The sequence below is a fragment of the Roseivirga sp. BDSF3-8 genome, assembly GCF_041449215.1.
GTDB lineage: Bacteria > Bacteroidota > Bacteroidia > Cytophagales > Cyclobacteriaceae > JBGNFV01.
Genome location: NZ_JBGNFV010000001.1, coordinates 3095119 through 3117330, shown reverse-complemented (window position 1 = coordinate 3117330; position 22212 = coordinate 3095119). Strand labels below are relative to the sequence as shown.

Sequence of the window (22212 nt, the reverse complement as noted above, 5' to 3'; positions counted from 1 at the left end):
ACAGGGTTGTACCCGGCCTGGCAGCATGTAGCCCCCCCTTCATCTACTTTTCAGCCACCGTCTGCAGGAATAGCTCAGACATAAGCCCTACCTACTACCCCTTTCAAAAACCATCAACTTTCTGCATTTTTACCCTGGAGAAATGATGATGGTACAACAGTGCCGGTATATTTCTGAGACCTTCAAAGTACTCAACTTGGATAAAAGAAAAATAATCTGGCACACCCTCAAATACCCTTTTTTTTGGATGTGTATTTTCCTTCTCACTTACTTTATTCCTGGGTTTCCATTTCATTTGGGAGCCTCAATAGGCTTATTCATAGGGTCACTTCTCAGACTATTAATTCGCTCAGATAATTTCCTTACCGACATCACATGGCATGAGGAGAAACTACAGCTACATTGGCTCACAACTTTCCTGACACACAAAACCGCTACCTACAGTGTACATGAACTGGTAAAACTGGACTATAAAAAAAGAAACTTCTTCACCCGTGAATTCGATGAGATTCAATTGAAAAAGAAGTACGAACTTTTAGACTTCCTTATAATAGAAAAAACAACCACGAATAAAGCCCGGGAAATAGAAAGAAGCCTACAACCAGAACTTTCTTAATTAACCACAGAAACCCGATCGCAGTAAACTCCTAAATACACAGGACCCCTGGGCCGACCCACTGTACCAACTACAGCAGCACCTTGAAAAAGAAATACACACTTTTACTCACAGGCATAGCCATAGGGGTAGCCTATGGAATAATAACCAGGCTCGTGTTTGGTCAGCAAGCCACCCTTGCTTCCATTACCTACCTCTTCTTCATCCCCACCATTCTCGGCATCATTCCCCTCATCTTCGCCAACGATGAGCAGATAAAGTCCTACCGGAATATCATATTTGTGCCCTGGCTCTGTATAGCCACCTTCTTTCTCACTATGTACCTCATGGGTATAGAAGACATCATCTGCCTGCTCATCCTGGGCGGCCCTTTCTTCATACTGGCCACCGTAGGCGCATTGATTTACAAACTAATTAAGCTCCATCGGCAGAAGAGAAAGAACACCCTCCTCACCGTAATCCTGCTGCCCTTTTTACTCGCCCCGGTTGAAGAGCTCATTAGCACCCCCTCACACGAGTACCACGTAGTCAGTGAAATAAGCATCGCCTCTGCCCCCGAATCCATCTGGAAAAAGATCATCCGCGTACCAGCCATATCCGAAGCAGAATATCAGCCCGGCATCTTCCATTCCCTGGGCATACCCCGGCCGGTGGAAGCCACCCTATCTGGCGAAAGGCCGGGCGGACAAAGGACCGGTATATTTCAAGGCGGTCTGCGCTTCAATGAAACCATCCAGGACTGGGAGCCCCACAGGCGCGTATCATTTGCTATTGTCGTAGACCCCGCCACCGTCGGGCCTAAAGTGCTTGACCAGCACGTACTGAACGGCAACTACTTCCATTTTACCAATGCCACCTACGAACTGCAAAAGCAGGAAAACGGCCAGACCATACTACGCCTCACCTCAGGCTACAAACTAACCTCCAGGGTCAACTTTTACGGTAAGCTCTGGGGCGAGTGGATACTTTCGGATTTCCAAAACCGGCTGCTGGAAGTCATCAAACACCGGTGTGAAGCGGAAGAGAAATTAAATGCAGAACAGAATCATCCGGTTATCAAATAAAGAACCCGTACAACAGTCGGCTCCAACCAGTCCCTACACTGGCAAAAGCCAACAAATATCATAGCTTTACCATAAGAGAAATGAGTAACATTAAAGTCTGCTTATGGACACCCTGTTTTCAAGCCTTTCATTACTCCCTATTATTATCCTCCTGGTTGTAAGCCTGCTCCGCGGAGTCAGATTTGGCGTATATGCCGGCCTGGCCCTTACCATTGTACTCTTCTTTGTGTGGGAAAGCCACCTCATAGCCCTACCCGCCGCCCTCGTGGCCGCACTTGTAGACACCATCTCCATACTCATGATCGTATTTGGAGCCCTGTTTCTTCACCAGCATATGGAGCAGACCGGTTTCATAACCAGAATTAAGGCCTCACTGGCTACCGTCCACCACCACCCGGGCTTTCAGTTCTATTTCCTCGCTTTTTTCCTCACCGCCTTTTTCGAAAGCGTCGCCGGCTTCGGTACACCCGGTGCCATTGTGCCACTGCTCCTGATATCCATGGGCTTTTCGCCCATCCTGTCCATTGTCGTCGTATTACTAATAGATGGCCTCTTTGCCATCACCGGCGCTATCGGCACACCCGTCACCGCAGGGCTGGCAGGTCCCTTAGACCTCAGCCCGCAACAGGTCAGCCACATATACCTCTATGCGGCCGGCTTTATGATACTGTCAGGCTGTATCACCCTATCCTTTATCCGGCACTTTGTAAAAAATGAACGCCCCGCCGCTGCCGGCACCCATGGCTGGAAGCTGTTTTTCGCTCTTGCCATACCCTTCGCGGGCCTCTCCTATTTTCTTCAGGAGCTTACCGGCGTTATAGCTTCCGCCATTATGGGCGCTTTGTCATACTTTTTCCTGTTCACAAACAGGAAAATAGACTGGCAGCCCTGGCTCCCCTATGCCCTCCTGCTAGTCCTACTGCTGCTGCCAAAACTCTTCGCACCACTAGCCTCCTTTATTGCCCTCCCCCTCTCCTTCCACGAAATATTTTCCTCCTCTGTAAGTGCCTCACTCCAGCCCCTCAAGTCACCCCTCCTCCCCTTCATACTTGCCTCTTTCATGGCCCTCTGGCTAGGCAAAAGCCACAAAATCAACCTCAAGCCCGTATTGAAAAAAACCTCCGCCGTATTTCTCGTGCTCTTCCCTTCCCTCGCCATCACCCGGCTCATGCTAGCCAGCGGCAACCCCGGTACACCCTCCATGGTAGAATCTATGTCCCTATTATTCGCCCGCACAGGCGACCTATACCCCCTCCTAAGCCCCTTTATCGGCGTAATGGGCACATTCATTACGGGCAGCACCACCGTATCCAACATCATCTTTGGGCCCGTTCAGTTCACTGCTGCCCAAAACCTTGGCCTAACCCATGAGCTTATCCTCGCCATGCAGCTAAACGGCGCCTCACTCGGTAATGCCATTTGCCTTTTTAATATCATTGCCGCTGCCGCCGTGGCCGGTGTAGAAAATTATTCAGCCGTGCTCAATAAAAACATCCTCCCCGTCCTATGCGCCGCCCTGGCCACCTCCCTCACAGGCATAGCCCTCATTACTCTCTTATAAAGTGAGATGTTCCTCCAGGAACTCAAAAATTCCCCGCCTCAAGCCAGGAGGCGACCGATGAAAAAACGCGAAGGCCTGTTTTTCAGCAGGGGTGGTCCTCAAAATGCACACCCCGAACCCCATCTCCTGCCTAACCATAACCTCCTAACCCCCTATACTTTACCCTTACCCCCTTTTCAGTCTGCCTGTTCGTAAGGCATGTTACCACCTTTTTTGCCTACCAGTCTGTCCGTTTTTTCTAAAAACATACCGAAGATAATGTGAGCAATTACAATATGTAACAGGTAGGAGCTAAGGTTAATACGCGGCGGCTTGGGATGTGCGGCAAAGGTGACCTTCCACACACCTGCCCCCAGCAGACCGCAAAGGCCTCCAAAGGCAACCCCACCTGTCCATGAAGGTGATTTGATCCGCCGCCACAGAGAGTGATACAATGCAGAGAACCACACCCCTACGAAATAGTGCAACAAGAAGCCTACAATGGGAGGCCTATTTACCTTCTTTTGCCTGGGATGTACAAATAGCCGGTTCAGATGCTCTGGCTCTTTAAAGGTATTCTTCCTCACATAAGAAGCCCCATAGCTAAAGGCAGTCATAGCGGTAGTAGCAGTGATACCCGGCAGAAATATCCTTTTCAGGATCACCTTAATAATAGTAGTCATAAAATAACAGTCTGATAGTCAATACATGATGCGTAAATTGACAATCAGACCACGTTAATAATGTTTGCCGGTGAACCGCATCATAACGTTGCCCGAAACTCCCCGCCTCAAGCCAGCAGGCGACCGATGAAAAAACGCGAAGGCATATTTTTCAGCAAGGGTGGTCCTGAAAATGCAGACCCCGAACCACGGAATTCCTTCTCAGCTACCATCCTGCGCCTAACCTCCTAATTACCTACATTTTACCCCACCCACATACAATTTTCCCCAAGCGCCGCGTTAAGCAGATCATGAAAGCGACTTTTCCGGTTATTTTCTCTACTCTCCTGGCCTCCGCAGGAGCCCTTTACTTCCCCGCCTGCCAGATGGCCGTACAGGCAAACGAAAGGCCCTCCCCCTCCTCCACCGTACAGAGTCGGTATACCCCCCCGGCAGGCTATGAGCGTATACCGCTGGACAAGCTCAGCTTTGGCCACTACCTGCGTACCCTGCCGCTTAAACCCGAAGGCAGCCAGGTCCACTACTACGACGGCGACACCAAATACCACCGCGGCGTATATGATGCCGTGGTAGATATGGAACTCGACCCGCGCGACCTGCAGCAGTGCGCCGATGCAGTCATGCGGCTGCGCGGTGAGTACCTCTACAGCCAGAACCGCTATGACCAGATCCATTTTAATTTCCTCTCAGACGGTAAGCCCCGTCACTTCCTTACCCACTCCGGTGGTGATACCTCCTACCCCGCCTTCAGAAAATACATGCGCCACATATTTGCCTACGCCAATACCTCCAGCCTGCACGATGAGCTACAGCCCGTTGCAAATAGTCAGGATGTGATGCCAGGTGACGTATTCATTCAGAAAGGTAAGCCCTACGGCCACGCCGTTATCGTGCTCGATGTGGTGCAAAATGAAGCGGGCCATAAAAAAATGCTGCTCGCCCAAAGCTACATGCCCGCCCAGGATACCCAGGTACTCATAAACCCCTCTGCCAATAACCCCACCTGCTGGTACCCCGTACAGGAAGGCAAGCTCATTACACCCGAGTGGCGCTTCCACAGCAGCGACCTTAGACGGTTCAGATAAACAAGCCATACCCTGGCGCGTTTCCTTCAAAACAACCCCCTACCCTATGTCAGAAAACGGCTATGCCCGCAACATCCTCGGTCAGCGACTAGAGCTATGCTGTACAGCCCCTATGACCGGCTTTTACCGCAATGGCTACTGCCTCACCGGCCCCCGGGATCGTGGCACTCATGTAGTCTGTGCCATCATGACCGAAGCCTTTCTCTCCTACACCAGGAGCCGGGGCAATGACCTCAGCACCCCCATGCCCGCCTATGATTTTCCCGGCCTCAAGCCTGGCGATAAATGGTGTCTTTGCGTTAGCCGCTGGAAAGAAGCCCATCAGGCAGGGGCCGCCCCTCCCATCATCGCTGAAAGCACCCACATCAATGCACTGGAAGTTGTAGACAAAGAAACCCTTCTGCAGTACCTAGCGTAGAGACCCGATTTATCCCGTCTCATGCCCCGACTGGCACCATATCACCTAAAGCTTCAGCCCCAATTCCCTTTCATTCTATTCACCAATCAGTTATTTTACCACCTTCCCGAAAAGAAACGCTTACCCGTATGAAGAGAACAACCCTACTGGCCATAGCCCTGCTCATAGTGATGCCCATAATCCCAGGCCTCACACAGGCGCAGGACCTTAAAAAGAAAGCCGAACCCCTTATCGAAGACGTGGAAGAGGAAATGATCCGCTGGCGCAGGCACCTGCACGAGCACCCCGAGCTCAGCAACCGGGAGGAAGAAACCGCCGCCTATATAGCCGATCGGCTCAGGGAAATGGGCATAGACGTACAGGAAAACATCGCCCGCCATGGCGTGGTAGGCACCCTGAAAGGCGGCAAACCCGGCCGCGTGGTAGGCCTGCGGGCAGACATTGACGCCCTGCCCGTAAAGGAAATGACCGACGTGCCCTTTAAGTCTACTGCCGTAGCCGAGTTCAACGGACAGGAGACCGGCGTCATGCACGCCTGCGGGCACGATGCACACATGGCCATACTCCTCGCCACGGCCAAGGTGCTTTCAGAAATGAAAAAAGACATACCCGGTACCGTTGTATTCGTGTTCCAGCCTGCCGAGGAAGGTCCCCCTCCCGGTGAGGAAGGCGGCGCCAGCCTCATGATCAAAGAAGGGCTTCTTGATGGCCCCGATGCCCCCGAGGTCATGTTTGGCCTGCACGTATGGCCCGAACCCCCCGGACAGCTTTCCTACCGCAGCGAAGGCACCATGGCCGCCAGTGACCGACTCGTCATTAAGATTACAGGTAAGCAGACCCACGGCAGTTCTCCCTGGGCTGGCATAGACCCCGTCATAGTAGCCGGACAGGTCATGGAAGCGGTGCAGATGATCCCCAGCCGCCAACTCGATGTCACCAAAGCCCCCGCCGTAGTCTCCATTGGTAGAATAAATGGCGGTATCCGCTTCAACATCATACCCGATGAGGTAGAAATGCAGGGCACCATACGCACCTTCGACAGCGAAATGCGCGAAGACCTGCTCATGCGCATACGCCGCACCGCCGAGAAAACCGCCGAAGCCGCCGGTGCTACCGCAGAGGTAAGCATACAAAACATGGCCCCTGTCACCTACAACGACCCCGCCCTGGTACAGCACATGCTGCCAACCCTTGAGTGGGCCGCGAATGAAAATCAGGTTACCGAAACACCCCTCATCATGGGCGCCGAAGATTTCGCCTTCTTCCAGGAGAAGATCCCCGGCTTCTACTTCTTCCTCGGCGTAAACAAGGAAGGGGCAGACAAGAATACAGTGCCGCGCAACCATTCGCCCTACTTCTATGTCAATGAAGATGCCCTCCTCACCGGTGTCCGCGCCATGACCGGCATGGCCCTCGACTACCTCAAAAGCCAGGATTACTGAGTGGAAAATGATTAGGTGAAAAGACAATACTCCTATGAATGATAAGTCCATTATTAAAGAAGTAGTTGATTCGGCAACAGCACTTGCTTCTGCTATGCCAATCTATCAAGACCTGGCACAGCCAGCAGCAAAACAACTCGGCAAATCCCTGGAAGTCGTTGCTAAAACTGTAAACATGGCATTAGCTCCTCTTTCCGCAGCCGTTTGGGGCTACGAAAAAATTCAGATTTGGCTAGAGTCAAAACTGGTCAACGAACTAAAAGATATAACTCCCGACCAAATTACACCACCTAACCCCCATGTAGTGGGACCTGCAATTGAAGCCCTGAGATATGCAGGAGAAAGCAAACAGCTAAGGGAAATGTTCGCTAAACTCATCGCTACCTCTATGACAAAAGATATTGCAGAAAATGCCCATCCAACATTCGTTGAAATTTTAAAGCAAATTTCCTCAGACGAAGCAAAAGTTATCACAGGATTTTTGAACAACGAAATCCATCCATTCATAACTGTACATGAGCATTTTAATGATGGTGGTTCCAGGGTAGTAATGGCACACTGGACTAGCCTTGCCATTGAAAAAGAATGCGATCACCCGGCTTTTGCTTCAATTTATATGGAAAATCTAGCCAGGCTTGGAGTTCTTGAATTTAACGATAATGCAGAAGTAGAAAGCGGTTATTATGATGAGTTGATAAGATATGAGTCTATCAGAACCTTAATGAAAGAATTAAAAAAACATAAAGACTGTAGTCACACGATTGAAAAAGGGATTGTTTCCAGAACTATGCTTGGCTCCGTATTTATGGACGCCTGTATTGGTGGAATAAGTGGATCTCAAGCCACATTAGTAAACGTTGGTTAAAAGAAAAAAACAGGCAATACCCTATGCTGGGTGAGACTCCGAACTATTATTGCGAACCTGGGGTCGTAATCAATTCCCTCCAATAGCCACATTCCTATACCTGCCCCACCTTTACGTCCCCAGCCCCAAAAGTATAGCACCCAGGTTTAGCTTGTAAATACTCGTACAAAGCTGAATAACCTCCTGGGAGGGTCGGCTTGGAAAGACAGGTAAGAATACAAATGACCTCTCCGGGGTGGGTTTTAGTTCGCCTGTATAGGCATTAATGGTATTTTAGGCTACATTTCTGCACGTACCCATACCGTTGCGGCAGATAACATCAAGCCGTATTTTTATATGGTTCAGCATTCCGCTGGGCGGCACTCCGCTGGGCGGCACTCCGCTGGGCGGCACTCCGCTGGGCGGCACTCCGCTGGGCGGCACTCCGCTGGGCGGCACTCCGCTGGGCGGCTCCCCGCTGGGCCCGGTTGCGAATTAGCCCGAAACAGAACATACCTTCGCCTCTCTACTGTTGCAATAATATCAGCCTCTCGCAAGCTCCCTCTGTACCGCAGGCTTACCCTCAAGTAATATATAGGATAATGTCTTAAAGCTCTGAAACTCCTGGTAAACGATTAGCTGTTCTTGTCTATTATAGAAACTTATGCCTTTTGGAGGCCCCAGTAGCAAGTCACCGTTCTTCAGGATTGTTACCGATAAGTCCTCCCATGCAATATCCTCACTGGTTAAAAGAGATTTATACCTTATAAAATCTTCGGTAAGCAATATGGTGACCTTCGTTCCTATAAAGAGGTAGGTGGTCCCCGCTACCAGCAAAATAAACCCTGACATCCACAAGAACAGGCTATCTGCCATTTCACCAAATTGCAGCAACGATAGTATATATACGAGCACAATTGCTCCTATAAAGTGGTAGATTTTTCCCTTGTAAAACCTTTTATTGACCACACGCCATTTTTTATCCGGGTCTATGCTGAATTGAAGAGCTTCCATGAGAGAAAAGTAATTATAGATAGGTTTTCGATAACTAATAGTAACCATTTCCAGGCATCCACCACCTATTAAGATGATTCCATCCCCGTTTTTGACACAATGTCCTTTACCATTTGCCTGTACATCTCTCCGTAGTTTACATATTCAACGGATTCATGGTCTGCGTATTCTTTGAAACCAGAGGCTACAGATCCTTTGGTATCATACGCATTGCTGGTTCTCTTTTTGATCTCAGTCTTTATCTGGTCAAAATTCTCATACTCAGGGTAAATAACAATTGTATTTTCCTGGTCGTCTGATACATTCTTATCACCAAATCTTTTTAGCAACAGCCCTCCATCCCCTGTTTCGGTCACTCTCATAAAGATATAATCTATATAGATATTCTTCATGGTTAAATTCAAGGTCACCCCCGCCGGGCCTATCGACAGCACTGAGTTCTTAATCACTTGATAATTAATAAGACTACGTACTCCCCACCATATGAATGCTATTCCTACAGGTATCAGGAGGTACAATAGCCGACTGGCGTAATCCTCAATGTTCAAAAAACCTGTTAAAGCTACTATGAATGCAATTATACCCCCAGCCGTACATATGATTACGATTGCACGCGGAACGTCCAGAAACTTTTTAAAAAGCTGTTTCTCCTTGGAGGGCTCGATGATGAAAAGTAAATCTTTCATGTTCTTTAGTTCATTAGTGAAGTTTTCTTCAATGGTACCGGATTAGTCACCAGCTCATGGCTTTCTCGGTAAGGTATTCCCCTACCGCCGTCTGCCCTTTCAGAATGATCGCCTTTATTTGATTATAGTCTGCGTATTCCGAATAGACCTGTACATCATATTTTCCTTTTATAAGTATCCTTGTAAACTTATTCACTGACTTATCTTTCAACAGCAAGTCACCATCCTTACTTTCTTTTATTAACAGATCGTCCCAGCCTACGAATTTAGTATACCACAACATTTTCTGTCCTATTCCTGAGGCATTAATCCACAGTTCAGAATTCACTGACATTACATACCGCATTCCTGTCATCGCGGCAAACACTATCAATCCTGAGATTACTAACTGCGCCACGACCACCCATTTCATCGCAGACCCCAGATCCGCCAGAAAAACACCTGGTATTAATAATACATACATTGGAATCAATGCAACAGACAATGCTTTCAACGAAAATTTTATACTCTTAATTAAAAGACCCTTTTTATGAGTTGGTCTAATGGTACTGGTAATCGCTTTCATGTTTATCAATTAGGTTATTATATTTCCACCCATATTGAGTGTCCAAACACTTAAATAGCCACCCAAATTACCTTTTAAATATAAGGATTAATAAATAATAACTACCGCGGGGTTGTACCGGGTCGCGCCTGACCGGGTCGCGCCTGACCGGGTCGCGTCTGACCGGGTCGCGCCTGACCGGGTCGCGCCTGACTTCGTATGCACTAAGGTTGGTTTATGCTCCCCAGGCATCGAACAGCCAGGATTAGCTGTTCAGCTACTAGCCCCTTGGGGGAGTGCGGTCTGCAAGACTGTGCAGTTACAAACTAAACTTAAATAATAGGTCCAATCCACTCAGGACGAGATACACTTGGCTAATCCGGAACCAGTTAAATTAAAGTAATTTGTGTGCTTAGCTTGACGGCTATGCGCTGTAGGGTGTGATAAAGGGGCTGTGCCACGATTAGAAAAATGCAATAACTTTGTGTGGTATATGCTAAGTAGGCCTGCCCCCTAGCGAGGATGGACTCAAGCTATACTCATAGCGAAGGAGTAACGAAGCAGAACCGTCGTAGAAGCGAAGGAGAAGAGGGATGGATAGGGTGAAAGGCAGGTGTGAAATAGCCTGGTGGCCAAATGCGCGATGTGGTAAAAGTACAAAAAATAAGGAAATGTAAAAGTGTCTGACTGGCGGGGGTAATGGCTATTTTTGAAATATGGATGGTGCGTTATGGAAGCATAGCTGTCAAGTTAAAAGTAGAAGTACACTGAAATGATCTGCGTGTACCACTGAAATGTCAGCCCAGCGGTGTGCCGCCCAGCGGTGTGCCGCCCAGCGGTGTGCCGCCCAGCGGTGTGCCGCCCAGCGGTGTGCCGCCCAGCGAAATGCCGCCCAGCGAAAGTCGGGCCTCTCCCCGGGGGAGGGGAATGAGGTTGAAAGACTCCGTATCCAGGTAGAGTTAAGAATTGCCGTGATGCTAATTGACTTTCCGGGGGCTAAGGCAGCGTGCCTATGGCACTGTTGGTTGCTTTGGCTTTATTGGGCTACAAAGACGACGTCCCGATGGGACTAGCATTAGAATTTGCATCACTGACTGCTATAAAGATTCTGGAAGGCCCAGCGGTGTGCCGCCCAGCGGTGTGCCGCCCAGCGGAATGCCGCCCAGCCTAATGAGAAAACGCTGGAAGGTTTTTTCATCTGTCCCCGAAAGTCGGACCTCGAAAGTCGGACCTCTCCCTGGGGGCGTATCTAGCATGGCTCAATAGCATATTATCCTCTTTGGAGCTGGGCTTGCAGGCGACTGGGGTGGATTCCCTTTCCGTCCGCGAATCAATTTTTGAGGGAAGGTAACTACATCTCTTCGATATGCTTCCTGCAGTACTTATGCTTACCACCGCGGCCACCTTTCCCTAAGTAGTCTTGTAATTCATTCGGCTTCTCTTGGGGAAAGGAATTTTGCGGAGGGGAGGGCACATACAATATCACCCGCAAGTCGGACCCCGAGAGTCGGACCTCGAAAGTCGGACCCCCGTATGCGGGCCCAGCGAAAGTCGGACCTCGAAAGTCGGACCTCTCCCTGGGTGCGCATAGCCGTCAAGCTAAGCTCAAATTTTTCTGATTATTAATTACTTAAAAATAGGATTGAAGTGCTTTGTAGCCACTAGCCCCAACCAATTCCCCTCCTGGGATTGGGGTCGCATACGATGGGTGCAGGGGTGGGTAAGCATTGCCTTTTTAAAAAAACTGCTTGGAAAAACATCCTGCAATGCCGGACCACCGAAAGTCGGACCACCGAAAGTCGGGCCTCCGAAAGTCGGGCCTCCGAAAGTCGGGCCTCCGAAAGTCGGGCCTCCGAAAGTCGGGCCTCCGAAAGTCGGGCCTCCGAAAGTCGGACCACCCCGAAATAAAACACGCCTTCGCGTTTTTATTTCCCCCCTCCTGGGCCCAGGAGGGGAATTGGTGCTTAACTTGACGGCTATGCCTGGGGGCGGGGAATTATTCGTGCCTGTTTCTGCAGAGTGCTATATTTTTAAAAACAAGTTATTCATAATGAGCAAAACAGGACCCACCCTGGCATGGATTTTTGAGTTTTATAGCAACGTTTCTGGGCCTGCCCCTCCGGTGGAGGGGAATGACATAGCTGCCTGAATGATAGGATTTTGCATTCTTAACTTGACGGCTATGGCCCGCATACCAGGCCCACCCAATCAACTTACCTTTTGCCAAAATTTCGTTAGCTTATGGATGAACGGGCGCTTTTTACCCGATCAGCTTTTGTAAATAAAAACTAAACAACAAACCCTATGAAAATCCTAAGTATGGTGCTCATTGCAGCATTCTCAAGCCTTTTTGCACCCGAACAGCCAGACAGCCCTGAAGACACGGCCTTATCAGAATCAATGGATCAAACCAGCTACATACGCATTTGGGGTACGCTACCTGCCGGTGGCAGCCTGGGCGGTAGCTGCTTCACCATTACCGATTGCCAGTATGGTGTAGATTATGACGTATATGCCTCCGGTGTATTTTACGAACCCGGTGAGATATACGAGATTTACCTCTCCCCCGGTTCCAGCTCATCCTGTGCAGATTATGAACTGGTGGGTGCCGATGGACCCATCGCATGCGGTGTGCATCAGATATAAACCTTAAACCAAACCAATTTTATGAAAAAGCTAAGTGTTCTTCTGTTTATCATGTGCTGCACCTTTATTTTACTAGGGTCGGCTACAGAAAAAAAGCGTAGTACCGTAGTGTATTATGCAGAGTATAACCCCACGCCAGGGTGTCAGGATATGTTCGTAACATGCCCTGATGGCTATATTTTGGGAGTGGTGGGAGTACCCTCAGGCTTAACCCCCGGACAAACTTACCGGATAGAGCTTCAGAAAAGGTTAAACCCCACCATATGCCAACATTATAACCTGGTGTCTATTTCTTTGGGCTTCTGTCCTTAACTGATTATTGATAATAAGCCTGTGTGAAGGGCTAAACCCTTTGCACAGGTTATACTAACCATTCCTGTTATCTACTTTAGTAAAATAGTCAATATCATCACCAGAAAAAAAATTAGTATAAACCCTATAGCCCACCAAAGTTTCCTCGTCTTCTTGATGGTATAAACTGAATACTTATATGAATTTGGTATAGCATACCTCTCAGACAGCCGGCCCAATATCATGCTCGTCAGGCGATACGCTTCCGACTTGCTACTTAGTTTGTGGCCTTCCTTTACTGGCATAGAAAATAGCTCCTGCGGAACTTCCTGTCCCTTAAATACCACATAAGCATTAGCAATGTGGACTAAATTTTCCAAATGTCCATAGGGCTCAATTTCGAAGATCAACTCCTGGATATCAGCTTTAGCATAGTGCCTTTCCCCCTTTCTGTCACTTATAGTAAAATACTCCGGATCACGCAGATCTATTGTCCACCTCTCTGGCCTTCCCAGAGTATTCTGGCACCTGCACTCGATAGCCTGCGCTTGATTAATAAGACAGACGTTATACGTCTCAATTATTTGCTGCTGATTTTCACTTTTCATACCTACACCTTATCATTCCGTCTCTTGAGAATATCAAGGATTTCAGCAAGTTCTTCGATGTCTTAGGGCCAATCTATAATTGATACTGATATTTACCTTGCCTCCCAGACCTTTTTCCACAATTTCGAAAAGGGTATTTAGCGCAAGATTACTCCCATCATTCTCCACTCTGGAAATATAAAACCTCTTTTTGTCAATCAAATCTTCCAACTGCTGTTGGGTAAGGTGTTTTCTGAGTTTTCTATTGAAACCCATTGAGCAACAAAACCAGTCTGCCTTCATCAAAAAGCAAAGCACTCTCCAAATATTAGACCCAAGCTGTATTAGAGGATTAAAATGTAGTAAAGGTCACCCGGTGGCTATCGTAAGATAAGTAAACCCATTATAATAATTAATAATACACCTATAGCTAACATAACATTCTCCGAATACTTATTAAGTGTCCGCCCATATATGCCGTGTTTGTAGCCGCTGGGTTTATCATACTTATTACCCAGTTCATTCACTACCATACCCATAACCTCGTAGGCTTTAGACTTAGAGGCGAGGTCCACGGTTTCCAAAACGGAAATCCGGCATAGCTCAGTGGGCTTGTCCTGGTGGTCAATTACATAGGCGATGGCGGTTTGCCCCCAACATTTTCAGTCCAGAATCTTCTGTCTCCATATGGCTCTAATACATAAGCGAATTCTTTTATGGAAGCTACGTCAAAGGTTTTCTCCTTATGCAATTCCTGGCAGATCAGAGTATCTCCTGTTTCTAAAATCCAGGTATATTTAATACCCCTTACATACTCATACCGGCAAAAGATAGACCTATCAAACACATGCATGAAACCTCCTTTCCACTTAGCAGTGGTATTACTCTCGGGCAGTTGCTCCAGATAGTCTTCAATTTCACTCCAGGCTTTACGAGGTTTCATATCACAGTACTTATTTTAGACGTCAAACATCCATTCTAACAGCACGAGAAGCGATACTACGAGGATAAAAATAATGATATGCCAGGGATTATAAGCCTTCTCTTCTGTCCATACTGCAGTATTGTAGCTGTAGGGCTTTTGGTACCTGGCAGCCACTGCTTTCAGGGTATGGTCCATTAGCTCATAGGCTTTTGTATGCTCATGGTTTTGGTGCTCTTCGGTTACAAACACCCGGCATAGTTCTGCAGGCTTTCCGTTTTGGTCTATAACATAGGCGATTGCCTCACAGCCGGCAGCAGGTAATTCATATTTGCGGTTTTTAACCTTAAAAGCAAATTCTTTGATATCGGCTGGGGTATAATCTTTTACATTTTTACCTGTCCGGCAGCGCAGCTTATCCTTACATTCCAGTGTCCAGGTAGTCTCTTCCTCAAATACATCGCGGTAGCTACACCTTATTTCTTCCTGGTCTATATGCAGGTGCCCATGCTCAAACTGATACTCTTTCACTTAAAAAAAGACAAATGCGAACCTCCAATATACGCAATCAGGGCTTTTTTTCTATGAAAAGGGCTAATTGTAAGCCCGCTAGACTTTGGCAGGAGGAGTGGAATCAGGCGGATTGGTAGAAGTAGCGGTCTGATTGCCATTGCTCTGTGTCTTCAGGATATCACGAATCTCAGATAGCAGTTCGATATCCTTCGGCGTTGGGGCTGCCGGGTTTTTAGGATCCTCGGCCTTGTCCTTCCAGCTATTAGCGATCTTAATAAACACAAATATGACCAGCGCAATCAGGAAAAAGTCAAAGCCTGCCTGAATAAAGTTGCCGTACTTCACGATCACCGCCTCGCGCACCACCTCACCCGCTTCATTTACACGGGCCTCCTGCAACTCATACTGCAGCGTGCTGAAATCGATCTTGCCCAGCACCATGCCCAGCGAAGGCATTATCACATCAGACACCAGCGAATTAACGATCTTGGTAAAAGCCGTACCGATAATGATACCCACCGCCAGGTCGATCATGTTGCCCTTAACAGCAAACTTCTTAAACTCCTGGTAGACACTACGCTTCTTATTAGCCATAAAAAAAATTGTAAAGTAGGACATATAACCAAGCCTCATATTAATGGTTTTATGCCAAAAAAGCAGCCTGACCGCAAGGCGATCAGGCTGCCGGAACACTATGAAAAAACGAAAATCTGTCAATCATCCTTACCTTTTACGCCGGTAGGCAATCTGCCATACCGTCTCCCACGTACCTCCCCTATCACCGCTCACCTGCCAGTCCCAGTCCAAAGAATCCTCTCGGATATGGTAAAAGACCATACGCGCATGCCGTTCATTTCCTGCAGTATCAGTCGATACCCGGTAAAAGATCCGCTTGTCGCCTTCAGTACGGCCCTCAAAGTCGAGGTAGCTGCCATGGTTATCTACCCAGGTCTGCTTCCACAGCCCGGTCTGTGTATCATACACGCTCCAGCTTTTCCCTTCAAAACCTTCAAGCCCGCCATCCAGTGCGTGGAAATTTTCCTCAATCACCTTACCACCCATAATTTTACGGACCGTATTCTCCCCATGACGTTGCTCCCCGTCCCTATCCGTCCAGGTCAGGTCCCACTCCCCTATCCAGAAGTCATACAGTGTCTCCGGAGGCATGTACCCCGCCCCTGTGGCGGAGGGTTCTGTAAAAGAAAACAGCGCCATAAAGGCCAGTAAATACAAAGACTGCATTGTAGTATTGATTAGTAGAAAACAACGAACAGCAAGGCGGCCATCCGGCCGCCTTGCCCCTCATTACTGCGGCGTTAGGGTTATCTGTGCCTCGTCCCCAAAAGGGTTTGACCAGCTCAGCGTGATCACCCCCGTATCAGGGTCGTAGCTTCCGCCCCCACTCAGCGCGTCCCCGCAGCAGGACGTGAATACCGTCGCCTGCCCGTTTATGCTCAGGTCATTACACACATCGATAAAGTTACCCGGCTGCGCACCGCACGCCGCGTACGGGTCACAGTACCAGTAGTCATACAGCCCTGCCGAAAGGTCAGAAAGCGTATACGTGCCATTACCGCCGCTTAGCTCCACCGTGCCCGTCACATTACTTGGGTTCGCATCCGATACATTCGGATCCGTCGATGAACCCGAAGCCACATACGCATACGTACCAGTAGGAATAGCCGAGGGGCACGCAATGCCCCAGGCATAGCTACAGCCACCGAAACCCGGCTGCGCAGGCTGCTGGCACAGGTCCGAACTAAGCGGTACCGTCAGCCTTCTGCCATCTGCTGTATTAATGGGGAAAGTAAGCTGAAAGCGGTCTCCCACCTCCAAGGCATCCACCGAAATGCCCAGGGCACCGGCAGCCTCCTGCCCCGTCACCGTCACGTCAGAAGGGAAAGACCCCACCTCCCTCAGGAGGATAGGCGCATACACGCTGTCTACCGGGTTGCCCTCCTCATCCACCGTACCGTTACTTTCGATAAAGGTCAGTATCAACTCCACGCTGTTCACCTCCGTTACCCCGAAGCCGTCCACATCCAGCACAAAGTTCACCTCCTCATTACCCAGCGGGTTCAGCGCATTAAAAAAGCTCTCGTCAGGATTAGGAGTCAGCAGCGTCACCGCCCCTATGTTTTCATTCCAGTCAGGTATACTGCCCAGATCATCTTCGCTGTCGCATCCCATAGCCAGCAGGGCCAGCCCCAAAAGGGATGTCGTATATCGGTTTATTAAATGTCTCATACTCTTCATTAGTTAGCGTCCCAGAAAATAGGTGTGGTCAGAGGGGGTTGTTCTACATTCCCCGAGTTACTGTTTATCTCCGTAGAGGGATAAGGCAGCCTCAGCGGGAAAGGCGCCGCAGGCGCAATGCTTGCCGGCAGGTCATTCGGCATACCCGTCCTGCGCAAGTCCGTGTACACCTCCATGCCATTGCCAAACTGCGCAAAGTACTTCTCCTCAATGATCACATTCAGCCGTCCCGCATCGCTCGTCGCTTCACCGTACCGGATGCTCACCGCCTGCAGGTAAGTCTCCATGGCCTCCTCGCTTATCGGCTCCGCATCACTGTCCAGTGCCACCCCCAGGGCCGACACCTTGCGCAGCGACGCCTCCACACCCTCCAGCAGGTAGTCCAGCGGATCACCGTTCACATTTAGGGTTAGCGCAGCCTCTGCCAGGATAAAGTCCCCCATGAAATTTGTCATCATAGGCATAATCCCCGCACCCATGCCCCCGTTGCTCGACTGCAGAGCCTCATCATAGTCCCCGTCGTCATAAAGGCCCCCTATCGGGTACACCCCGAACGTTGCCCGCAGATTACCGTCGCCCGGTATACCACTCGGGTCCCCATGGTCGCGGCCCACATAGCCCGCCGCTTCCGGCCCTATAAAAGTACCCAGATAGCCATACGGGCAGTCCGACCGCTGGGAGCATGGCGTCGTCTGAAAGTCCAGCGCACTCCCGTCACTCTGGCGGTACACATAAAAGGGCAGCCTCGGATCCTCCTTAGTGATCAGCTTGTACATAAAGTAATTGCTCATGTAAAAGCCCTTGCTCGCCTGCCCCGCATACTCCTGCTGGTGTAGCGGATGCCGCGTAATAGGGGCGATGGATGTACCGAACTGAAACTGGAAGTCCTCATCATTATCAGTGATATACGCGTCACTGCCAATAATGCCGTTGATCCCTGCCGCCGCCCCGCCCGGGTCTACCAGGCGCAGGTTCAGATACAACCTCAGTTTGATGCTGTTTGCCGCCTTGATCCATAGCACCTTGTCACCGCCGTAGATCAGGTCATTAAGCACCGCCGGGCTTTCCCGCTCCAGGTCAGCAATGCCCTCATCCAGCAGGGCAAACAGGTTCGTGTATATGTCCGCCGCATCATCATATTCCGGGAAGAACAGGCCATCATCTCCCTGCAGCGCCTGCACAAAGGGCAGGTCCCCCCACAGGTCCACCATCACCCCGTACGTGTACGCCTTCATCACCTTCGCCATGCCTACATAGCCATAGTTCTCCTCGGCCGTACCCTGGTCTATAATCACCTGCAGGTCCTTTAGTGCCCCGGACATAAGCCCCGTAAAGTCCGCATTGTAAGACTGAGGGCTCTGCGTATACTGGCTCGGCGCCAGCGCATAATACTGCCTGGCAAATACAGACGTATTCTCATTGATCGTGCGTGCCATCCGGAAGCCCAGCGTACTCTCCGCCACCGGTAGCAGCAGCGGCAGCTCCGCCGTCGTCGGGCTGTTCGGGTTCTCATTTATGTCCAGGTAATCGTCGCAACCCGCCAGCGGCAATAGCAGCAAAGCAAGTGCACCGATACGCGATATATATGTTCCTATGTTCATATCGATTCTCATTTAAAAAGTGATGGAAAGATTGACACCATAGCGCTTAGCCGTAGGCACTACGCCGAAGTCCACCCCCTGCGCATTGCCCGAAGAGGCACCGCCTCCGCCTGTAGACCGCACATTACCCGCCCCCAGTGAGCTCGTCTCAGGGTCAAAGTTCAGGTCATCCGGAAAGTGCAGCGCTTTAAACCACAGGTTGCGGCCACTCAGCGTAATGCGGGCACTGCCAAAGGGCGTTTTCTCCAGTACGGAAGCAGGCAGCGAGTAGCCCAGCGTCACCTCGCGCAGGCGTATAGTCGTCGCATCGAATACCGAGAACTCATTAGGCCCCGCCGAACCAAAGGTGTTGATGAACCACCAGTCATTCGTCGTAAGCTGCGTGCCGTTCCGTATCGTATTCCCGTTCTCATCCAGCACCGCCTCCAATGTACTCGGGTCACCTACCACACCAGGTATTACCAGCGTCACCTCCCGGCCGTCCGGGTGGTCAGGAATCGTACCCGTCGTTACCCCCCGTCCGTAGAGCTGGTTAAAGGTAGCCGACCACATGTCCCCGCCGTGGCGGTAGTCGATAAGGAAGCCAAGCTCCAGCCCCTTGTAGCTGAAAGTATTAGTCACCCCCAGCAGAAAGTCCGGATTCGGGTTACCGATGATATCAGGCTGCAGTGCCGTGATCAGCTTACCCGTAGTAGGATCCACCAGCAGCTCACCATTAGGTCCCCTTGCGGCCACGCTGCCCTGTATCAGACCAAACTCCTCGCCCACACGGTGAACCACCTGCACACCGTTACCAAACCCCGCCACGAATATCTCGTTCACGCCCGGGCCCAGGTCTTCCACCACATTCTTGTTCCTCGTAAACGCCGAGTAGATACTCCAGCGAAAGCTGTTTTCCAGCTCTACCGGCACCAGGTTCAGGCCTATCTCCACGCCCTTGTTACTTACCTCGCCTATATTGCCTATGCGGCTCGTAAAGCCCGAGGAAGCAGGCAGCGATATCGGCACAATCTGGTCCTTTGACCGCCTGTCGTAATAAGTAAAGTCAAGGCCGATCCTGCCCCTCAGGAATCTCAGCTCCGTGCCCAGTTCCAGTTCCGCCGTAATCTCCGGCCGTAGCGCGTCATTACCCAGCACCCCGCTCAGCGTCTGCCCGTTCGTGTTCTGGAAAGGAAAGACAAAATCAGCTATGTTATTGCCCAGCGAAGGGTTAGTACCGAAGATCGTACTGGTCAGGTAAGCGTCCGTGTCATTACCCACCGAGGCATAGCCCGCACGCAACTTGCCATACTCAAACCAGTCGCTTTCCAGCCCCAGCGCCCGGCTGAAGATCACCGAGCCGCTCACCCCGCCGTAAAAGTACGAGCGTTCATCCGGCGGCAGGGCAGACGTCCAGTCATTACGCGCCGTCACATTCAGGTACGCCCAGTTCATGTAGCTAAGCGACACATCACCAAACACCCCGTGGTAGCGGCGGCGCTCAAAGCCCCCGCCATTCGGCGTTACCGTACTCGTATTATCAATGTCATTGATGCCCCTTACGATGATGCTGTTACCCACCACACTCTGGCGGTTAAACGTCCGCTGGTTTACCTGGTGCCCCAGTATCACCCGCAGATTCAGCTTTTCATTCAGGTCCCGGTTACCCGTGATTAGCAGGTTTCCGTCCAGTTCCTCATAGCGAATCTCATCCAGCGTCACCTGCCCCTGCAGCACCCCTACCGTAGAGATAGGAAGCGTATAGTTGCGCTTGTCCGTATACGTATTGAAGCCCATCTGGTACTCCGCCGTCAGCCAGTCCGTAAAGTCAAAACCCACACTCAGCTTGCCATAGTAGCGGTCCACCAGTGAGTTATGCGGCGCATTATTGATCAGAAAGTACGGATTGTTATTGCTAGGCCGGTACATAAGCTGGTCCCCGTTCACATCCTGGTAAGGGTATGATTTCAGGCCCAGGTTTGGCGGCAGCCACAGGATACGCTCCGTGATACTCACCCCGCCGGTAAAAAAACCCGTGGTCGGGAAGCCATCCAGTTCGTTACGCGTATACGTAATGCTACCACGGCTAAAGAGACCATTGTCCAGCTGCACATTACCCCCGATATTCACATTGGTACGTTCCGCCTTGTTGCCCGGCACAATCCCCTCATTATCCATCCGGCTTATACCCGCCACAAAGTTCGCCTTAGGGCCGCCACCGCTTATCGTCAGGCCGTTTTCCAGCAGGTACCCCGTCTGGAAGAAGTCCTCTGCATTATTATGAGGCACCAGGGGCACCCGCGCATCGGTAAACTCCGGTGCCCGGTCCGCATACTGGTCGTAGGGGTGAGCCACCAGCGGGTTCCCATTGTCATCATATCCCAGGATAAGGTTCTTATTATCATTTACCGCCCAGGCACCCGAAGTCGTATCCACCGCAAAAGGCGCCCCCCACGTACCAAAGTTTCCATCCACATACAGGAAGTTATTTCCCCCCGTATAGCGCATCTGCAGATCAGGCAGGTTAGCCACCTCTTCCACAATAAAACTGCTGTTGAAAGACACCTCCAGACCCTTCTTCGTGCCTTTACGTCCCGTTTTGGTCGTGATCACCACCACCCCGTTCGCCGCACGTGAGCCATACAAGGCCGCAGCCGCAGCCCCCTTCAGCACATTCACCGACTCAATATTATTCGGGTCCAGGTCAAAAGAGCGGCTACTGCTCGCCGTTCCTGACGTAAAGCTTCCTGTTTCATAAGACGTATTATCAAAAGGCACACCGTCCACCACAAACAGCGGCTGGTTGTTGCCCAGCAGCGAGCTGTTGCCCCGTATCGTGATGTTCGTACCCGAACCCACGGAGCCACCCCCCCCTATAATATTCACCCCCGGCACCTTGCCCTGCAGCGTCCGCACCGGGTCAGGCTCCGCCTTCTTTTGTATCCTTTCCGCATCCAGGCTCTCACTCGCATAGCCTATGGCATCCTTCTCACGTTCTATACCGATCGCCGTGATCACCACCTCCGACGTTACCAGAGAGGCTTCCTCCATCGCGATATTGATGGTCGTGCGGCCGTTCACCGCTTCCTCTACCGTCTCATAGCCTACATAGCTAAACACGATCACGTCACCACTGCCCTCCGGCAGGTTCAGCCGGTAGTTGCCATCCACGTCCGTTACCGTGCCCCGTGTAGTCCCTTTTATCACTACTGAGGCTCCCGGCAGGCCCGAACCGTCTGCCGCATCAGTCACCTTGCCCGACACCGGGCGCTGCTGCTGGGCCATGGCCTCCTGCATCAGCAGTGCCAGAGCCAGCAAACTGAGAATAAGTAGTTTTACTCGCATAAACATTAGTTATTAGTTGGTAAAAAAATACCCCCTGCGCATACCTCACCCGGTCACAGTTTATGCCGTGTCGTTTCCACATGACAAAACGCAGTGTTTGCTAAGAAATCAGGTGATGGGTTTTTGCAGAAGGGTT

The 22212-nt window shown here is 50.4% G+C and carries 24 protein-coding genes; 10 read left to right on the top strand and 14 right to left on the bottom strand.

The annotated features are described in order from the left end of the window. Positions 1–247: 247 nt before the first annotated feature. From AB9P05_RS13005 to AB9P05_RS12995, 3 genes are all read left to right on the top strand, one after another. Complete coding sequence (locus AB9P05_RS13005; RefSeq protein ID WP_371909257.1) at positions 248–616, top strand: hypothetical protein; 369 nt, start codon at positions 248–250, stop codon at positions 614–616. 83 nt (positions 617–699) lie between these two features. Beyond that, a complete protein-coding gene (locus AB9P05_RS13000) occupies positions 700–1680 on the top strand; it encodes a hypothetical protein (protein ID WP_371909256.1) in 981 nt (326 codons plus the stop codon). A 103-nt stretch (positions 1681–1783) separates the two neighbouring features. Further along, positions 1784–3241 (top strand): L-lactate permease, encoded by a 1458-nt coding sequence (locus AB9P05_RS12995; protein WP_371909255.1) that lies wholly within the window; start codon positions 1784–1786, stop codon positions 3239–3241. Positions 3242–3417: 176 nt separating this feature from the next. Here the strand turns inward: AB9P05_RS12995 and AB9P05_RS12990 are convergent, their stop codons facing one another. Further along, on the bottom strand, positions 3418–3903 hold the full coding sequence (locus AB9P05_RS12990) for a hypothetical protein (protein ID WP_371909254.1): 486 nt from the start codon (positions 3901–3903) through the stop codon (positions 3418–3420). Positions 3904–4193: 290 nt separating this feature from the next. Between AB9P05_RS12990 and AB9P05_RS12985 the strand changes: the two genes are divergently transcribed. The 4 genes from AB9P05_RS12985 (at position 4194) to AB9P05_RS12970 (ending at position 7713) form a co-directional block, all read left to right on the top strand. Then, a complete protein-coding gene (locus AB9P05_RS12985; RefSeq protein ID WP_371909253.1) occupies positions 4194–4988 on the top strand; it encodes a DUF4846 domain-containing protein in 795 nt (264 codons plus the stop codon). Positions 4989–5034: 46 nt separating this feature from the next. Next, complete coding sequence (locus AB9P05_RS12980; RefSeq protein ID WP_371909252.1) at positions 5035–5406, top strand: DUF2237 family protein; 372 nt, start codon at positions 5035–5037, stop codon at positions 5404–5406. A 128-nt stretch (positions 5407–5534) separates the two neighbouring features. Then, positions 5535–6848: an amidohydrolase gene (locus tag AB9P05_RS12975; protein ID WP_371909251.1), complete on the top strand. Its 1314-nt coding sequence runs from the start codon at positions 5535–5537 to the stop codon at positions 6846–6848. 34 nt (positions 6849–6882) lie between these two features. Further along, positions 6883–7713 carry a DUF4393 domain-containing protein gene (locus tag AB9P05_RS12970; protein ID WP_371909250.1) on the top strand — a complete coding sequence of 277 codons (831 nt, stop codon included), beginning with the start codon at positions 6883–6885 and terminating at the stop codon, positions 7711–7713. A gap of 522 nt (positions 7714–8235) precedes the next feature. Here AB9P05_RS12970 and AB9P05_RS12965 read toward each other — a convergent pair. The 3 genes from AB9P05_RS12965 to AB9P05_RS12955 all read right to left on the bottom strand — a co-directional run bounded on the left by AB9P05_RS12965 (position 8236) and on the right by AB9P05_RS12955 (position 9957). Continuing rightward, positions 8236–8706, bottom strand: coding sequence for a hypothetical protein (locus AB9P05_RS12965; RefSeq protein ID WP_371909249.1), 471 nt, complete (start codon positions 8704–8706; stop codon positions 8236–8238). Between the two features lie 68 nt (positions 8707–8774). Beyond that, a complete protein-coding gene (locus AB9P05_RS12960; RefSeq protein WP_371909248.1) occupies positions 8775–9392 on the bottom strand; it encodes a hypothetical protein in 618 nt (205 codons plus the stop codon). A 46-nt stretch (positions 9393–9438) separates the two neighbouring features. Next, on the bottom strand, positions 9439–9957 hold the full coding sequence (locus AB9P05_RS12955) for a hypothetical protein (protein WP_371909247.1): 519 nt from the start codon (positions 9955–9957) through the stop codon (positions 9439–9441). 128 nt (positions 9958–10085) lie between these two features. Here AB9P05_RS12955 and AB9P05_RS12950 point away from each other — a divergent pair, with 128 nt between their 5' ends. Beyond that, complete coding sequence (locus AB9P05_RS12950; RefSeq protein WP_371911353.1) at positions 10086–10205, top strand: hypothetical protein; 120 nt, start codon at positions 10086–10088, stop codon at positions 10203–10205. 1392 nt (positions 10206–11597) lie between these two features. On the opposite strand, the gene AB9P05_RS12945 is transcribed toward AB9P05_RS12950, so the two are convergent. Further along, positions 11598–11834: a pentapeptide repeat-containing protein gene (locus AB9P05_RS12945; protein ID WP_371911352.1), complete on the bottom strand. Its 237-nt coding sequence runs from the start codon at positions 11832–11834 to the stop codon at positions 11598–11600. Between the two features lie 406 nt (positions 11835–12240). Here AB9P05_RS12945 and AB9P05_RS12940 point away from each other — a divergent pair, with 406 nt between their 5' ends. Then, the gene (locus AB9P05_RS12940; protein ID WP_371909246.1) at positions 12241–12582 is read left to right on the top strand and encodes a hypothetical protein; all 342 of its coding nucleotides are present in this window, start codon (positions 12241–12243) and stop codon (positions 12580–12582) included. A 21-nt stretch (positions 12583–12603) separates the two neighbouring features. Then, positions 12604–12894, top strand: a complete 291-nt coding sequence (locus AB9P05_RS12935; RefSeq protein WP_371909245.1) for a hypothetical protein — start codon at positions 12604–12606, stop codon at positions 12892–12894. 71 nt (positions 12895–12965) lie between these two features. On the opposite strand, the gene AB9P05_RS12930 is transcribed toward AB9P05_RS12935, so the two are convergent. The 9 genes from AB9P05_RS12930 to AB9P05_RS12890 all read right to left on the bottom strand — a co-directional run bounded on the left by AB9P05_RS12930 (position 12966) and on the right by AB9P05_RS12890 (position 22076). Continuing rightward, positions 12966–13481, bottom strand: a complete 516-nt coding sequence (locus tag AB9P05_RS12930; RefSeq protein ID WP_371909244.1) for a hypothetical protein — start codon at positions 13479–13481, stop codon at positions 12966–12968. 42 nt (positions 13482–13523) lie between these two features. Next, positions 13524–13736, bottom strand: coding sequence for a helix-turn-helix domain-containing protein (locus AB9P05_RS12925; RefSeq protein ID WP_371911351.1), 213 nt, complete (start codon positions 13734–13736; stop codon positions 13524–13526). A gap of 352 nt (positions 13737–14088) precedes the next feature. Further along, positions 14089–14403 carry a hypothetical protein gene (locus tag AB9P05_RS12920; RefSeq protein WP_371909243.1) on the bottom strand — a complete coding sequence of 105 codons (315 nt, stop codon included), beginning with the start codon at positions 14401–14403 and terminating at the stop codon, positions 14089–14091. A gap of 15 nt (positions 14404–14418) precedes the next feature. After that, positions 14419–14913 carry a hypothetical protein gene (locus tag AB9P05_RS12915; RefSeq protein ID WP_371909242.1) on the bottom strand — a complete coding sequence of 165 codons (495 nt, stop codon included), beginning with the start codon at positions 14911–14913 and terminating at the stop codon, positions 14419–14421. 78 nt (positions 14914–14991) lie between these two features. Beyond that, a complete protein-coding gene (mscL, locus tag AB9P05_RS12910) occupies positions 14992–15489 on the bottom strand; it encodes a large-conductance mechanosensitive channel protein MscL (protein WP_371909241.1) in 498 nt (165 codons plus the stop codon). Between the two features lie 129 nt (positions 15490–15618). Beyond that, positions 15619–16137, bottom strand: coding sequence for a DUF1579 family protein (locus tag AB9P05_RS12905; RefSeq protein ID WP_371909240.1), 519 nt, complete (start codon positions 16135–16137; stop codon positions 15619–15621). Between the two features lie 63 nt (positions 16138–16200). Next, positions 16201–17142: a hypothetical protein gene (locus tag AB9P05_RS12900; protein WP_371909239.1), complete on the bottom strand. Its 942-nt coding sequence runs from the start codon at positions 17140–17142 to the stop codon at positions 16201–16203. Between the two features lie 8 nt (positions 17143–17150). After that, the gene (locus AB9P05_RS12895; protein WP_371909238.1) at positions 17151–18752 is read right to left on the bottom strand and encodes a SusD/RagB family nutrient-binding outer membrane lipoprotein; all 1602 of its coding nucleotides are present in this window, start codon (positions 18750–18752) and stop codon (positions 17151–17153) included. A 12-nt stretch (positions 18753–18764) separates the two neighbouring features. Beyond that, positions 18765–22076, bottom strand: coding sequence for a SusC/RagA family TonB-linked outer membrane protein (locus tag AB9P05_RS12890; protein ID WP_371909237.1), 3312 nt, complete (start codon positions 22074–22076; stop codon positions 18765–18767). Positions 22077–22212: the final 136 nt, after the last annotated feature.